The organism is Joostella atrarenae (genome assembly GCF_021764745.1).
In the GTDB taxonomy this organism is placed as follows: domain Bacteria; phylum Bacteroidota; class Bacteroidia; order Flavobacteriales; family Flavobacteriaceae; genus Galbibacter; species Galbibacter atrarenae.
The window spans coordinates 1-16,768 of record NZ_JAETXX010000007.1; the positions used below are offsets into that span (position 1 = coordinate 1).

Genomic DNA, 16,768 nt, shown 5'->3' on the forward strand with positions numbered 1-16,768 from the left:
TAAGTATGACTCAAAATAATTTTGCTTAATCTTTTTACTAGGTGATCTTAAATATAAATTTAAAATCGTGCTGTCAACAATATTTCAATGAACTCGTAAATTCTTTTTTTAGCTCCACAATTTTCGTTGTTAAAGCGGGTGCAAAAGTAAATAACTTTTTAATTCCTCGCAAGCTTTTTTGAAAATAAATTAAATCTTTTTTTTAAGCTTCAACTTAACCCCCAACTTACTCGAAAACACCTTATTTTAATGAACTTCGCTTATTCCTTCTAACTACATCTCTTTCCCTAAGCGGGTGCAAATATAGATAATTATTAATCCTATTTCCAAGCTTTTTATGCCCTTTTTTTTAAAGTATTTGGTAAGCCCTTAAATAACCGACACTTAACAGCAAAAAAACTTTTTGTTAACATACAAACACTGCTCCTTTTATGGGAATCCGAAGCCGCTTCTCTTAGATTCTCAGTGGGGATTGCTGAATGCATAACTAAAGCAAAAGCTAACAAAACAAGACCCACTCCCATTATATAGAGTGTAACTCCTAGAAAAAAACTTGAAAATTAATTATTCACTCAGGAAATAATATGACTTATTCAATAAGATCGATCGTCTTATTAAAGACATCCTTATATATACTTAAAAAATGAGTCCTTATATATAGGTGTATCTAAAACTAATATTGCAAACACCGAACTATCGCGTGAGGGATAGAAGCGGCATCCTCTTAGAGGTACGAAAAGAGATATAGCGTATAGCCCGGCCAAAACTGCTTCTTTCCAAGCAGTGTAGGCACGCCATGAACGAAAAGAAAGGCGACATTATATTTTTATTCTATACATTTGACCTGATTTTGTAACTTTATATAAAATATCTAAAACTATGTTTTCAAAAAGTAATAAAAAACCACAACATGAAATTGAACTTGACCAGCATGAATTAATAGAAAATGCGCAAGCTCGAATTAAACAAAAGAAAAGACTGTACTACCACTTTGTAATATTTTTGATTGGAAGCGTGTTTATGATTATAGCCAACAAATTTCTAAAATACGGAGAGGCTTATAATTGGTTTATATGGGGAATTTCATTTTGGAGTTTTTTACTCTTACTTCATTTTATAAATGTTTACTTTGTAGATCCATTTTTAGGAAAAGAATGGGAAAGAAAGCAACGTGAAAAACTAGTTGCAATCCAGAAAAAAAGGATTAATAAAATACAACTAGAAGTAGAGAAAGAATATCCTGAAGATATTGAACCTGAAAATAACATTAATTAATGATTACAATGATAGCTGCGGCAGCAGAAAATAATGCGCTTGGAAAAGATAATGATTTAGTTTGGCATTTACCCGACGATTTTAAAAGATTTAAACGACTCACCACAGGGCATGCAATAATTATGGGACGCAAAACTTTTGAAAGTTTCCCTGCTCCGCTACCAAACAGAAAACATATTATTATTACAAGGCAAGAAGATTACAATCCTGGGGATGCTTGTGTTGTTGTTAACACATTACAAGAAGCATTGGCCGAAGCTAAAGACGACGATCAACCTTTTATTATTGGTGGAGGTGAGATTTATAAGCTCGCCATGCCATTTGCTGACAAAATAGAACTTACTCGCGTTCATGGAAAATTTGATGCTGATACTTTTTTCCCTGAAATTGAAGAAGACAAATGGGAACTTATTAATGAGGAGACCTACAAAAAAGACGAGAAACATAACTTCGATTTTACTTACCTAACATATGTTAGGAAATAGCTCCGTAATATTTAAAAGAACTACTAAATCTTCTACTTAAAAAAACGTCAAAAATGTAAATAAGAAATTGTAGCTACATCCCTATAAACTCCCAAGAAAGATTCTAAAACATCAGGGTCTGTATTAGTATAAAATTCTAATGCAGGCCTTTTTTTAGTATCATTAAGAAAATGCAAGTTATCCAAAATATTCTGGGTCTGCTTTGCTACCGCCTTTCCGGAGTCTATGATATTTACTGAAGGAGGCAGGAATTGTTTAATCTTAGGTATTAGATACGGATAATGCGTACAGCCCAAAACTAAATGATCTATATTTTCTGCTATCATAGGCTGCAAATATTCTTGCAACAAGGCATCCATTTCTGGACTCTCTATTTTACCAGCTTCGATAAGCGGCACTAAACCGTCCCCAAATTGCTCGATTACTTTTCGATCTTTAGCATACAATGCAGTCGTTTTTGTAAACAAACTACTTGTTAAAGTTCCACGAGTTGCTAGAACTCCCACCACACCTGTTGAAGAATTCAATGCTGCAGGTTTTATAGCTGGCTCTATACCAATAAATGGAACATGATAGTTTTCGCGAAGATAGTTTATTGCATTAGTCGTTGCTGTATTACAAGCCACAACAATAATCTTACAACCACGAGATAAAAGGTATTCTGTATTTTTAACGCTTAATGCTAATATATCATTCTGAGTTTTCTCTCCATAAGGAGCATGCTTACTATCTGCTAAATAAATAGTAGACTCATTAGGAAGTAACTCGTGAATTTCTTTCCAAATAGAAGTCCCTCCAATACCAGAATCGAAAATACCTATGGGTTGCGTTTTCATTAATATTATTTAATTGTACCGATTGAGAATAAATATAATCAATAAATTATTGCAGTGATATGAGAATAAAAAATAACTTCTGTATTTATTAGGCATAAAAAAACTGCCTACAGAAATGTAGGCAGTTTTTTTACTTTCTTAATGAAATTAGATTCTTAGAACCCTAATTCTTTTTTTACGTCAGCCATAATATCAGTTCCTTCAGCAAGAATAACTCCAGATCCAGGAGATGCATCTAATACATACTGGTATCCTTTTTCTCTTCCTACTTTCTGAATAGCATCATTTGCTTTTTGTAAGATTGGCTCTAACAACTCAAGTTCTTTTCCTTGAAGTTCTTTTTGAGCTTGTTGACGAGCTTGCATAATTGTTTGTTGCATCCCATCTACTTCTTGAGCTCTTTTTTGATTTTCATCTTGAGATTTAGTTGGAGCTTCATTTTTGTAAAGCTTCATTTTATTCTCTAACTCTTGGTAGCTTGTTGTAATATCTGCTTGGTAAGTATCACTTAATTTCTTAAGTTCTGCTTGAGCAGTTTTCATAGCTGGCATATCTGCCATTAATTGCTGTACATTAATGTGAGCTACTTTACTCTGTGCAGACGCAAAACTGATTGAACCTACTGCTAATACAACTGCAATTACTAATGTTTTAAAGTGTTTCATGGTTTTCTAAAATTTCTAAAATATTTACTTGTTATTGAATTACTATTCCTCCCCTTCGTTTTCCGTCGTGTTAGAATTATTATTTTCTTGTTTTAATCTTTCTCTTTCTTCGAGCTTGGCTTTTCTTTTTGCCTCACGCTCTTCCAGCATTTTTGCTCTTCTTTCTTCGTATGCCTTTTTACGAGCTTCAATTTCTTTAAGCTTAGCTTCTCTCCTTGCCTCTACATCATTAGCCATATCTTCTTTTTTCTGCTGATATGCTTCTTCTCTTGCTTTTAACTCAGGATCTACTTCTTCAAATTCATCTAAAGCACTATTAGTATCATTTCTATCACCTTTTTTTCTGGTAACATTAATACTTCTTAGCACCTGCTCACTTATGTCATATCTCTTATCGGAGTACAACATAACAACATCTGCTGATTTATCAAAAACAAAATCATATTTTTTATTAGCAGCAATTTCTTGAACAGCATTAAAAACTTGATCTTGAATAGGCTTTACTAATTGACTCCTTTGGCGAATTAAATCTCCTTGCGGCCCAAATCTATCCTGTTGGTAATCTTTCATCTGACTTTCCAACGCATTAATCTCCTCTTCTCTCTCCTGAATAAGTTCTTTTGTTAAAAGAATTTTTTCAGCATTAAGATCTGCCCACATCTTTTGGATTGTACTTTCTTGATCTTCGGCTTCTAACTTCCATTTCTGTACTTTATTAGCAAGCTGTGTATTGGCCATCTGATACTCTTCTACATTTTGCAAAATGTATTCCATATCTACATATCCAATTCTTACTGATCGCTGAGCGTCTACAGAAAAAGCTGTTAAAGCTAACAATATTAAAAGAACGTATGTTTTCATCTTTCTGCGTTTTTAATTTCTGAATACGAAGAAAACAAAAATTTATTACTTATCAACCTTTTTCTATGCAATAATAACTAAACATGACTAACATAGAAAATACCGTGCCAAAAATTAAAACTGCTGGCCAATAATGAAATGCGTTTGCCATCCACTAGGCTCAATATCTCCCGGAATAGGATCAAACCCATAACCAAAGTCTATTCCTAATAAACCAAAGGCTGGCATAAATATACGCACCCCAAGCCCTGCAGAACGTTTTAAATCAAACGGATTGTAAGTATTGAAATCGTCATATGCAGCACCCCCTTCTAGGAATGATAACGCATAAATAGACGCTGTTGGCTTTAATGTAATTGGATAACGTAATTCTAACGAAAATTTATTGTAAACCGTAGAACCATCTACTCCAGATAACGATTGGTTAGGATATCCTCTCAAAGCAATATTCTCTCTACCATCTAAAGTATAGTTCCCTAAACCATCTCCCCCTAAGAAGAAACGCTCAAAAGGAATCACCCCTCTATCATCATTATAAGCTCCTAAGAAACCAAACTCAACTCCTGTCTTTAAAACTAGTTTTGCTACAAGGTTTGTATACCAGTTTCCACTGAACTTAACTTTATAAAATTCTAACCACTTATATTTTTCTTGATCAATTTTAGGCTGATCTGGAATTATTTCATTTTGAGAATTTGTAGTTTGATACTCTTCATCATCTCCTAAATTGGCATAATCAATTCCATTAAATAATGAGTAAGGAGCTGATAATTTCAAACTAATATTAAATTCTGATCCTGCCATTGGGAAGATAGGATTCACAGAAGTATTATTTCTTGATAACGCTATAGTATATGCCAAGTTATTTGAGTATCCGTCTCCAAATGTAAATAACGAAGTGTTATAATTCTGAAGGTCATAATGCTGGAAACTCAATGCATGAGACAACTGGAAGTAGTTATCTGGCCAGTTTAAACGTTTTGCCAACCCTACTGTTGCTCCAGTAATTACGAAACGTTGATCTTTATCTGCATCTCCTGTTAAAGGATTGTACCTAAATTGTAATGTTCTAGATACTGAAGTAGAAAACTGAACTGGTTTTTTACCTCCCATCCATGGCTCTACAAATGAGAAACTATATGTTTGGAAGTATCTACTGGCTTGCAAACGCAATGATAGTCTTTGACCATCTCCCATCGGAACTGGCTTATATTCTTCTCCTTTAAATATATTTCTGATAGAAAAGTTATTAAAAGAAAGTCCTAATGTACCGATAAAACCACCACCACCATAACCACCTTGTAGTTCAATCTGGCTAGATCCTTTTTCAACAACACTATAGTTAATACCTACAGTTCCTGTTTGTGGATTTGGATCTAAGATTTCTGGATTAATACTTTCAGGATCAAAATAACCTAGCTGTCCTAATTCTCGAATAGTTCTTACAACATTATCTTTTGAATAAAGTTGCCCTGGCTTAGTTCTTAACTCTCTATAAATTACGTGGTCATTAGTTTTATCATTTCCAGAAACCGTTACATTCTCAAAGTATGCTAGTTTACCTTCAATAATTCTAACTTCAAAATCTATGGTATCATTCTTTGCAGAAACTTCTACTGGATTTATCTGAGAGAATAAATATCCATTATTCTGATATAAATTGGTAATATCTTGCCCATCTGGTTTAGTTTGATCAGCAATACGTTTGTCAAATAATACACCATTATATACATCTCCTTGTTTTAAACCAAGAACTCTGCTTAATTGCTCATCTGTATATGCTGCATTTCCTACGAAATCAATTTTTCCGAAGTAATACTTATTTCCTTCTTCTAAATCTATTTGGATATCTATCGTATTATCTTCGTTATAAATAATTGAATCTTTTGTAACACGAGCATCTCTATAACCTCTTTCTTTGTATGCATCTACAATAGAAGTAAGGTCTGTTTGATAATCTTCTGGGATGAATTTAGATTTCTTCCAAAAGCGACCAAAGAATTTCTCTTTAGTATTCTTCATGGCTTTTTTAAGCTTCTTGTCAGACAGCTTCTCATTACCATTAAAATTAATATCTTGAATCTTAACTTTCTCACCTCTATCTATACCTACTACCATTTTAACAGCATTAGCTTCTGTAGTATCCGCTATGGTATTGATATTTACTTTTGTATTTAGGTACCCTTCTTTTTTGTATTTATTTACAAGGTAATTTCTTGTATTAGAAATAAAACTTTCTGTTACTTTCTTACCCTTTTTAAGATCGGCATCTTTCTCTATATCGTCAATCTTCTTTTTCTTTATTCCAGTAATTTTAACATCAGAAAGCGTAGGAAGCTCTTTTACATTCAGCTCTAAAAAGATTTTATTTCCTTGAACTTTTGTCTTATAAATATTAATATCACTAAAGAGGTTTAGACTCCAAAGCTTATTAATTACTTCACTTATTTCTTCACCAGGAACTGTAATTGCTTGTCCATTTCTTAAGCCTGTGTAGGTAATAACGGTTTGCTCATTAAAGCTTTTTACTCCTGTTACTTCTATTCCCCCTAGAATGTATTCTTCTCCTTTATCGAAAGTAGTCTCCTGAGCACTAGCATTTTTAGCAAAAGATAGTAATAGTATTAATACACCCAAATATCGTGTCAACATGATATTCTTAGTTAAGTTGTTCGCTTGTCTTTCCAAATCTCCGTTCTCTGTTTTGATAGTTTATTATTGCTTCCCACAAGTGCTCTTTGGTAAAATCTGGCCAAAGAGTTTTTGTAAAATACAACTCAGCATAGGCTATTTGCCATAGTAAAAAATTACTAATTCTGTGTTCCCCACTTGTCCTAATAAGGAGGTCCACATCTGGCAAATCTTGCGTGTAAAGATGATTATTTATTATTGATTCGTCAATAGAATCTATAGAAATTATATTATTTTTAACTTTAGTACAAAGCTGTACCACAGCATTTTTAAGCTCTTCTCTTGCTCCATAGCTCAAAGCTAAGGTGAGCGTCATACGTGTATTACTCTTTGTTTTCTCCATTACTTCGAGTAATTCTTTACGTGCTTTTTTAGGCAAAGTTTCTAGTGTACCTATTGCTTTTAGCCTAATATTATTTTCAACAAGAGTATGTAATTCTTTCTTTAAAGAAGAAACTAGTAGCTTCATAAGGGTCTCCACCTCTAGTTTTGGTCGATTCCAATTTTCAGTAGAAAAAGCATAAAGTGTTAAGTTTTCAACTCCCAACTTCGCGCTACCTTCTATAACTTCTTTGACGGCTTTAGCTCCATTTTCATGTCCAAAAACTCTCAGCTTCCCTTTTTGCTTAGCCCATCTACCATTACCATCCATAATAATGGCAATATGTTTAGGTAGATTTTCTTTATTAATTAACTCTTCATTCATTTCTCACTAATCATAACAACTATAGCATGGCCTTTTTCCAAAAGTATACGTTAATGTTACTCCTGAAAACACGTACCAATCATCGCTATATTGACTTCCGAACTCCACAATCGTCGATGTTGGTGGATCTATTGGATTACTTCCGTCTAAATTATCGGTAAATGTATAACGAGCTCCAACTTCTGCAGCTAGAACAAAACGTTTACTAATTTTCCCTTTTATCCCTAAAATCATAGGGATTGCAAATGTAGCTTTATTTTTTGATACATCAGCATCACCAGTCGAAGGAGTTGGACTACTTGTCCTATAAAATAAATCTCCATATCTAGTATATGCAACACCACTATATATATATGGTGTAACAGATTTTGAAAATTCGGTTAAATCAAACTCTAAAAAATTGAACTCCATCCCTAGCGAACCCTCTAATATTCTATTAGAAAAACTATACCCCCGAGATTGCCTTGCAGAATTATCAGAATCTAAATCTGATGCATGTAAAGTAGAATATGTAAAAGACCCTCTATAAGCATAACGCTTACTAATATTCCATTTAAAAACACCTCCAGCAGCAAGACTATTCGGTCTTACATACCAAGAAGATCCTACATCCCCTATGTAATTACTTCCACCAACAAAGGCCCCTACCTCAAACATCTGAGCATAAGACATTGTTGATGCCAACATAAATATTATGGTTAAGATTCTAAAATTCATAGCTTTCAAAGTTTGCAAATATATACAATATGATATTTTTTGGGTAATATCGTTTAAATGAATGTGCTTTTAAAACAAAAATTGTGAGGTTTTATTGCTTCCGCAGTTTATATTACATGTGTTTTTTGCTGTAAATATCAAATCAAACTAGCGTTTTTTAGATACTCATTAGCAATCCATTGGGGACAATTAATCTTAATTACGCTTATCTTCTCCCCACAACAGCTTATTACGGAGTGTGATTAAAAAATTTTCTTCTTTAAGGTCTACTAATTTAATTGTAAAAGGCGCTCTCTCTATAAAAACCTCAGTATCATTATCTAAAGTTGCTAATCTAGAATCTAAAGACACTAAGAACGTATCCTCTCTCCCAGAAACCTTTAGTCTAATTTTAGTTTTATCAGGAATAACCAATGGCCGTGCATTTAAATTATGAGGCGCTATTGGCGTTAACACCAAAGCATCTGTACTAGGCGCAATTACAGGTCCATTACAACTCAAGGAATATCCTGTAGAACCTGTTGGCGTCGCTACAATAAGTCCGTCCGCCCAATAAGACGTGAGATATTCTCCATCCAACCAAGTAGCAATCGTTATCATCGAGGTTGTATTTTTCCTACTTACCGCGATTTCATTAAGAGCAAAATTAACTTCTGTTTGCTCTTCCATATTACAGTTGGCAGCAGTAATCTGGAGCAAAGCTCTATTTTTTACTTCAAAACCATTTCTTAACACCTCTTCAATAGCTGCTTCAATATTTTCCTTTTGTACCGTAGCAAGAAAACCTAGTCTTCCTGTATTAATCCCTAAAATCGGAATATCTAAATCGCGAACAAAAAGAACAGTTCTAAGCATTGTACCGTCTCCCCCTACGCTTAAAAAAATATCAAAAGTATCATCAAGATCTTCGAATGAAGAAAATGTTTTATAAGGATTAGTGATTCCTAGCGGCTCTTTTATCTGAAGCAAATATTCACTTTCCAAATACACATCAGCGCTATTTCTTTCAAGCACTTCCAACAATTTAAGAATGTATTCTTCTGAATCTTCTTTATAATATTGACCGTAAATACAAACTTTCATTCGCTATTTTTTATTACTGAAAAATTAACTAAATCTCCCTTTATAAAAGGATTGATAATTAGTATTAAATCTTTAAAAATCTGTCTAAATAATTTGATCGCTCTTTCAAACCTTCAATATAAGAATCCTCTTCATTACCAGAAACAACATTATAACTGTATCTTCTAAAGGTTTGAATAATCTCATTTAATCCAGTATTCCCAATTTTCATTGTTATTTGAGTTACTTCTCCTTGGTCATCAGAAATAAAAGCACCTAATAATTTCCCATCATTACTTTCTACGATCTGAGACACTTCACTAAAAGAATAATCTGCATTCCCTTTTTCTACAATCAATATCCCTCCAGGCTCGTTTAAAAAAGGAGTTTCTTTAAACAAACTCATTATATCTATCAACTCATAATAACCAATATATTCATTGTTTTCATTTAAAATTGGCAATACGTTGGTATTGAACTTCGCAAATGCCTCTAAAACATCCAACCAATTTGTTTCTTTTCGCACAAAGAAAACATCCAAAGCATAAAGGTAATCACTCACTTTACTTTCAGCATCAAATCCCTGTACATCATCTTCAGAAATGTTCCCTACCAGCATATTATCTTCTACAACAGGAATATGGGTATTTGTACAATCTGAAAACATTCCTCTCACCATTTTTACCGGATAATTAGGTAATAACGGAAGGATATCATTATTTATATAAGAATGTAAATTCATAACAAGCCTATTTCTATTGCAAATTAATCAATTTCTATTACAATAACATAGCCTTTATGCACTAAGTAATATTTTAAAGTGTCTATTCATTTATAAATAAGGCAGACACTCTCTTTTATAGTTTTAAGTTTGTTATAGCCTACTTTACGTCGTATTTTTGTAGCACTAATAATCGATTTTTTTATACTGATGACAAAACTTAGTGTTAATATAAATAAAATTGCCACCCTTAGAAATTCAAGAGGCGGTAATGTTCCTAACTTATTAAAAGTAGCTAAAGACATTCAAGAATTTGGCGGAGAAGGAATTACAATTCACCCAAGGCCAGACGAACGTCACATTAGGTACCAAGACGCTAGAGACCTTCCCAGCGTAGTGACTACGGAATATAATATTGAAGGAAATCCTATTAAGAGTTTTATGGACTTGGTATTAGAAGTTAAGCCTACACAAGTAACTTTAGTTCCAGATGCCGTAGATGCAATCACCTCTAATGCTGGATGGGACACCATTAAACATAAAGATTTTTTAGTTGATATTATTGCTGAATTTAAAGCAAACAATATTCGCACTTCTATTTTTGTAGATCCAGTTTCTAAAATGGTTGAAGGAGCAGCAGAAACTGGCACCGATAGAATTGAACTCTACACAGAAGCCTTTGCTAGTGAGTTTGAAAAAGGAAATAAAGCAGGTATAAATCCATACATTGAAGCTGCTAATGTTGCTACTAAAGTTGGATTAGGGATAAATGCGGGTCATGATTTAAATCTTGAAAACACTGCTTTTTTCAAACAAAATATTCCAAATCTATTGGAGGTTTCTATAGGACATGCGCTAATTGCGGAATCACTTTATTTAGGACTAGAGAATGTAGTACAAATGTATTTACAGAAACTTAAATAAGAAGCTAGCGGATTAGCTTTTCAACTTTATATTTTTAACTTATTTCAACTTCATTATGAATATAATTACATCTAAAATTATAGGCTCAGGAGAACCTCTTCTTATCCTACATGGCTTCTTAGGAATGTCTGATAACTGGAAAACTTTAGGTAAAAAATATGCAGATGAAGGTTTTGAAGTTCATCTTCTCGATTTAAGAAACCACGGAAAGAGCTTCCATTCTGATGATTTTTCTTACGAGCTCATGGTTGAAGATGTCGTTAAATATACTACATCAAAAAATCTATCACAAGTAAATATTATCGGTCATTCCATGGGTGGTAAAGTTGCCATGTTATTAGCTGTATCTCATCCAGATGTTGTAAAGAGACTCTTAATTGCAGATATTGCTCCAAAATATTACCCTCCACACCATCAAACTATTATAAACGGATTAAAGTCTTTAGATTTCAACAAGATCACCACCCGAACAGAAGCAGATGAAGCGCTCTCTAACTATATTAACGACTGGGGAACACGCCAATTCTTGCTTAAAAACTTGTATTGGAAAACAAAAGACAAACTCGCCTTTAGATTCAATCTTCCAGTATTAGAAAATGCTCAAGAAGAAATTGGAGAAACACTTCCGGCACAAAAAACTTTTGATGGTAAGACTTTATTTTTAAGAGGATCAAAATCAGAATATATCTCTCCTAATGATAAAGATCTCATAAAAACACATTTCCCTATTGCTAATCTAGAAACTATAGACAATGCTGGACATTGGCTTCATGCCGAGAATCCAAAGCAATTTTTCGAAAAATCCATCTCTTTTCTACAGCATTAAATGTTAATTTTTTAACGATTTTGAAATATGAAGCCTCTCAAAATTGCATATGAATAATATTGTATTAAATTTGAAGAGCTAATATTCATAATTCTAAATTAACAAATAAATGAAAAAACTTACGCTTTTGGCGATGGTGTTGCTTACTAGTGCCTTAACTTATGCAGGAGGTTACCGTATCTCCCTGCAAGGGCAGAAGCAACTTGCCATGGGACATACTGGAGTAGCTGTACTTAACTCTTCAGAATTGGTGTTTTTTAACCCCGCTGGACTTACTTTTTTAAATGAAAGATTTACTGTTAGTGGTGGCGCTAATGCGGTATTCGCCAATATTAGTTTCCAAAACGAACAATACGGATGGTCTACAGAAGCAGACAATCCTGTATCTACTCCTTTCAATGTTTACGCAGCCTATAAAATTAACGATTGGGCAAGTGTTGGTCTAGGAATTTACACTCCTTATGGAAGTGGTGTTGAATACCCTACAGACTGGGAAGGTTCTCACTTAATAAACGACATTAGCCTACAGGCTATATTTATCCAACCTACACTTTCTATTAAAATAAACGATAAAGTTAGTATTGGTGGTGGACCTGTTTACGCTACTGGAGCTGTTAATTTCAACAGAAATATAGACAGAACAACTTCTAACCTAGAAGGAGAAAGAACTAATGTAACTATTGATAAAAGCGGAATTACTGCTTGGGGGTATAACTTAGGACTAATGGTTAGACCTACAAATGAGTTTACGCTGGGTATTAATTACCGTTCAGAAATAGAAATGAATGCAGAAAACGGAGAAGCAGATTTCCAAAATGTTCCGTCTGGAGCAAACCTAAATGGAGAATTTGACAATGTTACTTTTAACGCTGCTTTACCGCTACCCGCAGAATTAACTGTTGGAGCATCATACGCTATCACAGAGAAATGGTTAGTTGCTTTTGATTATAATCGCGCTTATTGGAGTTCTTACGAAGCTTTAGATGTGATTTTCAGCAACGGACAAGAATCTCTAAATCCTCGTAACTACAAAAATGCCTCTACCTATAGATTTGGTTTACAGTACGCAGCTACGAACCGTTTCATACTAAGAGGAGGTTATTATTTCGATGAGTCTCCTGTACAAGCAGGATATTTCGCTCCGGAAACTCCTAGAAATGATTCTAATAATTTCACTGGAGGATTCTCGTTTAAAGTAAGTGAACGTTTCGCAATAGATGCTTCTTTCTTATATATCCACTTTGATGAAGTTGATGAGTCTTACGACTACTACCAAGAAAACGGACAAAATGTTCCTTTTGAAGGTACCTACAAGAACAACGCTTTTGTTCCTGGCTTAGGAGTTACTTACGGATTTTAATTAACGCTAACTATTAAGAAAATGAAAAAAATACTATATATCTCTCTTGCTGCAGCCGCAATTACCGGATGTCAACCTGAATTTAACGATCCAGTTGATGAGCAAGGTTTTTACACAAACGGCGATGCCGATTTCTCTAACTTTGTTTCGGTTGGTAACTCTCTAACTGCAGGATATGCAGATGGAGCTTTATACTTAAACGGACAACAAAATTCTTTTCCAAACATGCTTGCTACACAATTTAAGCATGTTGGAGGTGGTGATTTCACACAACCACTTGTAAACGACAACCTTGGTGGCTTACTTGCTGGAGGCGAAGAAATTGCAGACAACCGTCGCGTTATTGTTATTGGAGCAGACGGAAGTCAAACTCCACAGATTTTAGAAGGCACTCCTACTACAGATATCACCAATGTATTAGAAGGACCATTTAATAATATGGGTGTTCCCGGTTCTAAAGTTTACCATTTATCCCTTCCTGGATACGGAAACATTGCGAACCTTTCTTTAGGGGCTGCCAATCCTTATTTCATAAGAATGGCTAGTTCTCCAGACGTTTCTGTAATTGAAGACGCAGCTTCTCAAAACCCAACTTTCTTTTCTCTATGGATAGGAAATAACGATATCTTAGGATACGCTACTACGGGTGGTGTTGGTGTAGATCAAACAGGAAACATAGACCCACGCACATACGGAGGTAATGATATTACAGACCCTAATGTCTTTGCGGCTTCTTACAACACATTACTAGAAAAGCTAACTGAAAATGGAGCAAAAGGTGTGGTTGCAAACATTCCAGATGTAACAACAATTCCTTACTTTACAACAGTTCCTTACAACCCAGTACCTTTAGATGAGGCAACTGCAACTTCATTAAACACGCAATTAATTGGACCTCTAAAACAAATTCTTACAGCTTTTGGGCAAGGAGATAGAGTTGTATTATTACAACCAGGAGCAAATCCATTAATGATAAAAGATGAAGATTTAACAGATTTATCTGCTCAATTAAACGCAGCATTACAGGCAAATGGAATCCCTGCACAGCAAGCTGCTCTTATGGCTTCGCTGTACGGACAAGCTAGACACGCTACCGCAGAAGATTTAGTTACTTTACCTACTTCTTCTTTAATAGGAACAGCACAAGCTGGAATTCCAGAACCATTTAATAATGTAGGGGTGACATACCCATTACAAGATGAAAGCGTTCTAATTCCTAGCGAGCAAGCTAATATCGCTACTGCGCAAACAGCATATAATGCAACTATAGAAGGATTAGCGACTCAGTACGATTTAGCTTTTGTTGATGCAGAAGCATTAATGACACAATTAGCTAATGGAGGTATTTCTTTTGACGGAGGAAACATTACTAATACATTTGCAACAGGTGGTGCATTTTCTTTAGACGGTGTTCACCCTACACAACGTGGATACGCTGTACTTGCAAATAATATGATTAGTGTAATCAATCAAAAATACAATGCAACTGTTCCTTCATTAAATCCTGGAGCATATCCAACAATTTTTGTTGAATAGGTAAATATTAAAATGCATTAAGTTTATAAAGCGCTTGTTACAGACAAGCGCTTTTTTTATATCTTTAATACATAACAACTTAAAATAGACACATGAAATTTATAATTAGAATCTTATTAACTGCTATTTCTGTAGTTATATTAGCAAAAATACTTCCTGGAGTGGGAGTCGAAAGTTACGGAACAGCAATTATTGTAGCTGCAGTACTGGCGTTATTAAATTTTATCGTAAGACCAGTTTTAGTAATTTTGACACTTCCAGTAACCATCATCACACTCGGTTTATTCTTAATAATAATCAATGGTATTATAATATTATTAGCAGATTACTTTATAAGTGGATTTACTGTTGAAAATATATGGTGGGCACTATTATTCAGCTTATTGCTATCAATTTTACAATCCATTTTCGAGTCATTAGCGGGAGCAGAATAATTACATAAAAAATACACTTTCTATCAAAAATCAAATTTCCCCTTCATTTTTGATAGAAAGTTCAACTTCAGAAATCATAAATATTTTATAAAATAAAGCACTTCAGAAGCGATTAATCGTTATTTCGACGCCTATTTAAAGGGCTATAACACCATCTTATGATGTAAAATTCAATAATTTGTGTTTCAGCTTTTTAAAAACTTGGTTAGCTTTTGAAAATGTTTTACTTTTGCATGCCCATTTACGGGCTATTAAATATTTTTTGAGAATGGATATCACAAGAGATCAAATTGACGATTTAAACGCAATAGTAAAAGTTGCTATTACAAAAGAAGATTACAGCGATAAAGTAGATAAAATTTTAACTGACTACCGCAAAACGGCAAACATTCCTGGTTTTAGAAAAGGACATGTTCCTATGGGGTTAGTAAAAAAACAGTATGGTAAAGCTGTTTTAGTAGACGAGGTAAATAAACTTTTACAAGACTCTCTAAACAAGTACCTAACTGAAGAAAAATTAGACGTGCTTGGAAATCCACTTCCAAAAGCTCAGGATGATTTAGATTGGGACGCTGAAGATTTTTCTTTTGAATTTGAATTAGGTCTTGCTCCTGCTTTTGATGTTGACTTAAAAACTAAAAAAGCAATTACACAATATCATATCATTGCCGACGATAAAATGATCGACGAGCAAGTAGAAAGAATTGCAAAACAATACGGTAAACTAGTTTCTCAAGACGAAGTTACTGAAGAAAGTGAAGTTACTGGAGTTTTCAAAAATGAAGAAAGAGAACTTGAAAATGAAGTTACACTTACTTTAGATAAAGTTAAAGGGAAAAGAAACCTAAATAAATTTGTTGGAGCTAAAGCTGGAGACACGCTAGAACTTAAAACAAAAGGGCTTTTTAATGATGATCATGATTTAATCAACTTCTTAAAAGTTGAACATGATGAGGCTCACGACTTAGATATCGAAGTTACTTTCACTATCAAAGAAGCTAACTTAAGAGAAGCTGCAGAATTAAATCAAGAGTTATTCGATAAGCTTTTTAGAGAAGGTGTTGTTACTTCGGAAGAAGAGATGAGAGCTAAAATTAAAGAAGATGCTGAAAAGCAATTTGCTCAACAAGCAGACCAAAGACTTCTTAACGACATTACAGAACACCTAGTTGAAAATACTAAATTCGATCTTCCAGCAGAATTCCTAACAAAATGGATTCAAGCTACAGGAGAGAACAACCTTACAGATGAGCAAGCAAGTGAAGAGTATGCTAAGTCTGAAAAAGGATTGAGATATCAACTTATAGAAGGTAAAATCATTAACAACAATGACCTTCAAGTAAGTTATGACGAATTGAAAGAATTTGCTAAGAAATATGTTCGTATGCAAATGGCTCAATTTGGACAACAAGATCCTGATGAAGAAGTATTAGAGAATATTTCTGGTCGTGTTCTTTCTAACCAAGAAGAAGCTAAAAGATTATCTGAACAGATAATGAGCGAAAAATTAGTGAATCTATACAAAGAGAAAGCGAATTTAAAGACTAAAGAAGTAACATACGAAAACTTTGTTAAAGAAGTTTACGAATAAAACCTTCTAAAATAATTTAAGTATCTTTAAGGCGTTAAACTGTAAGTTTTAACGCCTTTTTACGTACTAAAAAAACAG

The 16,768-nt window shown here is 33.9% G+C and carries 16 protein-coding genes; 8 read left to right on the forward strand and 8 right to left on the reverse strand.

The annotated features are described in order from the left end of the window. Nucleotides 1-879 precede the first annotated feature (879 nt). Both JM658_RS11025 and JM658_RS11030 read left to right on the forward strand, forming a co-directional pair. Nucleotides 880-1,275 (forward strand): 2TM domain-containing protein, encoded by a 396-nt coding sequence (locus tag JM658_RS11025; protein ID WP_236959323.1) that lies wholly within the window; start codon nucleotides 880-882, stop codon nucleotides 1,273-1,275. Further along, nucleotides 1,275-1,760 carry a dihydrofolate reductase gene (locus JM658_RS11030; protein ID WP_236959324.1) on the forward strand — a complete coding sequence of 162 codons (486 nt, stop codon included), beginning with the start codon at nucleotides 1,275-1,277 and terminating at the stop codon, nucleotides 1,758-1,760. Before JM658_RS11025 ends, JM658_RS11030 begins: the two co-directional genes overlap by 1 nt. 47 nt (nucleotides 1,761-1,807) lie before the next feature. Here JM658_RS11030 and murI read toward each other — a convergent pair whose 3' ends face one another. From murI to JM658_RS11070, 8 genes are all read right to left on the reverse strand, one after another. Next, on the reverse strand, nucleotides 1,808-2,596 hold the full coding sequence (gene murI, locus JM658_RS11035) for a glutamate racemase (protein ID WP_236959325.1): 789 nt from the start codon (nucleotides 2,594-2,596) through the stop codon (nucleotides 1,808-1,810). A gap of 155 nt (nucleotides 2,597-2,751) precedes the next feature. Next, a complete protein-coding gene (locus JM658_RS11040) occupies nucleotides 2,752-3,261 on the reverse strand; it encodes an OmpH family outer membrane protein (protein WP_236959326.1) in 510 nt (169 codons plus the stop codon). A 42-nt stretch (nucleotides 3,262-3,303) separates the two neighbouring features. After that, complete coding sequence (locus tag JM658_RS11045; protein WP_236959327.1) at nucleotides 3,304-4,122, reverse strand: OmpH family outer membrane protein; 819 nt, start codon at nucleotides 4,120-4,122, stop codon at nucleotides 3,304-3,306. Between the two features lie 114 nt (nucleotides 4,123-4,236). After that, nucleotides 4,237-6,774, reverse strand: coding sequence for an outer membrane protein assembly factor BamA (gene bamA, locus JM658_RS11050; protein ID WP_236959328.1), 2,538 nt, complete (start codon nucleotides 6,772-6,774; stop codon nucleotides 4,237-4,239). Nucleotides 6,775-6,781: 7 nt separating this feature from the next. After that, a complete protein-coding gene (locus JM658_RS11055; protein WP_236959329.1) occupies nucleotides 6,782-7,519 on the reverse strand; it encodes an isoprenyl transferase in 738 nt (245 codons plus the stop codon). 6 nt (nucleotides 7,520-7,525) lie between these two features. Next, nucleotides 7,526-8,236, reverse strand: coding sequence for a type IX secretion system protein PorG (gene porG / locus JM658_RS11060; protein ID WP_236959330.1), 711 nt, complete (start codon nucleotides 8,234-8,236; stop codon nucleotides 7,526-7,528). 195 nt (nucleotides 8,237-8,431) lie between these two features. After that, a complete protein-coding gene (locus JM658_RS11065; RefSeq protein ID WP_236959331.1) occupies nucleotides 8,432-9,319 on the reverse strand; it encodes an NAD kinase in 888 nt (295 codons plus the stop codon). 64 nt (nucleotides 9,320-9,383) lie between these two features. After that, on the reverse strand, nucleotides 9,384-10,040 hold the full coding sequence (locus tag JM658_RS11070; protein WP_236959332.1) for a CBS domain-containing protein: 657 nt from the start codon (nucleotides 10,038-10,040) through the stop codon (nucleotides 9,384-9,386). 189 nt (nucleotides 10,041-10,229) lie between these two features. Between JM658_RS11070 and JM658_RS11075 the strand changes: the two genes are divergently transcribed. From JM658_RS11075 to tig, 6 genes are all read left to right on the forward strand, one after another. Beyond that, on the forward strand, nucleotides 10,230-10,943 hold the full coding sequence (locus tag JM658_RS11075) for a pyridoxine 5'-phosphate synthase (protein ID WP_236959333.1): 714 nt from the start codon (nucleotides 10,230-10,232) through the stop codon (nucleotides 10,941-10,943). A gap of 55 nt (nucleotides 10,944-10,998) precedes the next feature. Next, complete coding sequence (locus tag JM658_RS11080) at nucleotides 10,999-11,769, forward strand: alpha/beta fold hydrolase (protein ID WP_236959334.1); 771 nt, start codon at nucleotides 10,999-11,001, stop codon at nucleotides 11,767-11,769. A 109-nt stretch (nucleotides 11,770-11,878) separates the two neighbouring features. Then, nucleotides 11,879-13,129 (forward strand): OmpP1/FadL family transporter, encoded by a 1,251-nt coding sequence (locus JM658_RS11085; protein WP_236959335.1) that lies wholly within the window; start codon nucleotides 11,879-11,881, stop codon nucleotides 13,127-13,129. 21 nt (nucleotides 13,130-13,150) lie between these two features. Further along, the gene (locus JM658_RS11090; protein ID WP_236959336.1) at nucleotides 13,151-14,665 is read left to right on the forward strand and encodes an SGNH/GDSL hydrolase family protein; all 1,515 of its coding nucleotides are present in this window, start codon (nucleotides 13,151-13,153) and stop codon (nucleotides 14,663-14,665) included. 92 nt (nucleotides 14,666-14,757) lie between these two features. Beyond that, on the forward strand, nucleotides 14,758-15,099 hold the full coding sequence (locus JM658_RS11095) for a phage holin family protein (RefSeq protein ID WP_236959337.1): 342 nt from the start codon (nucleotides 14,758-14,760) through the stop codon (nucleotides 15,097-15,099). A gap of 268 nt (nucleotides 15,100-15,367) precedes the next feature. After that, nucleotides 15,368-16,690 (forward strand): trigger factor, encoded by a 1,323-nt coding sequence (gene tig / locus JM658_RS11100; protein WP_236959338.1) that lies wholly within the window; start codon nucleotides 15,368-15,370, stop codon nucleotides 16,688-16,690. Nucleotides 16,691-16,768: the final 78 nt, after the last annotated feature.

Excerpts from the sequence above, each read along its gene's own strand:
- JM658_RS11090 (WP_236959336.1), top strand. The coding sequence starts at position 13,151 with ATGAAAAAAATACTATATATCTCTCTTGCTGCAGCCGCAATTACCGGA.
- JM658_RS11025 (WP_236959323.1), top strand. The coding sequence starts at position 880 with ATGTTTTCAAAAAGTAATAAAAAACCACAACATGAAATTGAACTTGAC.
- JM658_RS11040 (WP_236959326.1), bottom strand. The coding sequence starts at position 3,261 with ATGAAACACTTTAAAACATTAGTAATTGCAGTTGTATTAGCAGTAGGT.
- porG (WP_236959330.1), bottom strand. The coding sequence starts at position 8,236 with ATGAATTTTAGAATCTTAACCATAATATTTATGTTGGCATCAACAATG.
- JM658_RS11065 (WP_236959331.1), bottom strand. The coding sequence starts at position 9,319 with ATGAAAGTTTGTATTTACGGTCAATATTATAAAGAAGATTCAGAAGAA.
- JM658_RS11055 (WP_236959329.1), bottom strand. The coding sequence starts at position 7,519 with ATGAATGAAGAGTTAATTAATAAAGAAAATCTACCTAAACATATTGCC.
- JM658_RS11095 (WP_236959337.1), top strand. The coding sequence starts at position 14,758 with ATGAAATTTATAATTAGAATCTTATTAACTGCTATTTCTGTAGTTATA.
- JM658_RS11080 (WP_236959334.1), top strand. The coding sequence starts at position 10,999 with ATGAATATAATTACATCTAAAATTATAGGCTCAGGAGAACCTCTTCTT.
- murI (WP_236959325.1), bottom strand. The coding sequence starts at position 2,596 with ATGAAAACGCAACCCATAGGTATTTTCGATTCTGGTATTGGAGGGACT.
- JM658_RS11045 (WP_236959327.1), bottom strand. The coding sequence starts at position 4,122 with ATGAAAACATACGTTCTTTTAATATTGTTAGCTTTAACAGCTTTTTCT.
- bamA (WP_236959328.1), bottom strand. The coding sequence starts at position 6,774 with ATGTTGACACGATATTTGGGTGTATTAATACTATTACTATCTTTTGCT.
- JM658_RS11075 (WP_236959333.1), top strand. The coding sequence starts at position 10,230 with ATGACAAAACTTAGTGTTAATATAAATAAAATTGCCACCCTTAGAAAT.
- JM658_RS11070 (WP_236959332.1), bottom strand. The coding sequence starts at position 10,040 with ATGAATTTACATTCTTATATAAATAATGATATCCTTCCGTTATTACCT.
- JM658_RS11030 (WP_236959324.1), top strand. The coding sequence starts at position 1,275 with ATGATTACAATGATAGCTGCGGCAGCAGAAAATAATGCGCTTGGAAAA.
- JM658_RS11085 (WP_236959335.1), top strand. The coding sequence starts at position 11,879 with ATGAAAAAACTTACGCTTTTGGCGATGGTGTTGCTTACTAGTGCCTTA.
- tig (WP_236959338.1), top strand. The coding sequence starts at position 15,368 with ATGGATATCACAAGAGATCAAATTGACGATTTAAACGCAATAGTAAAA.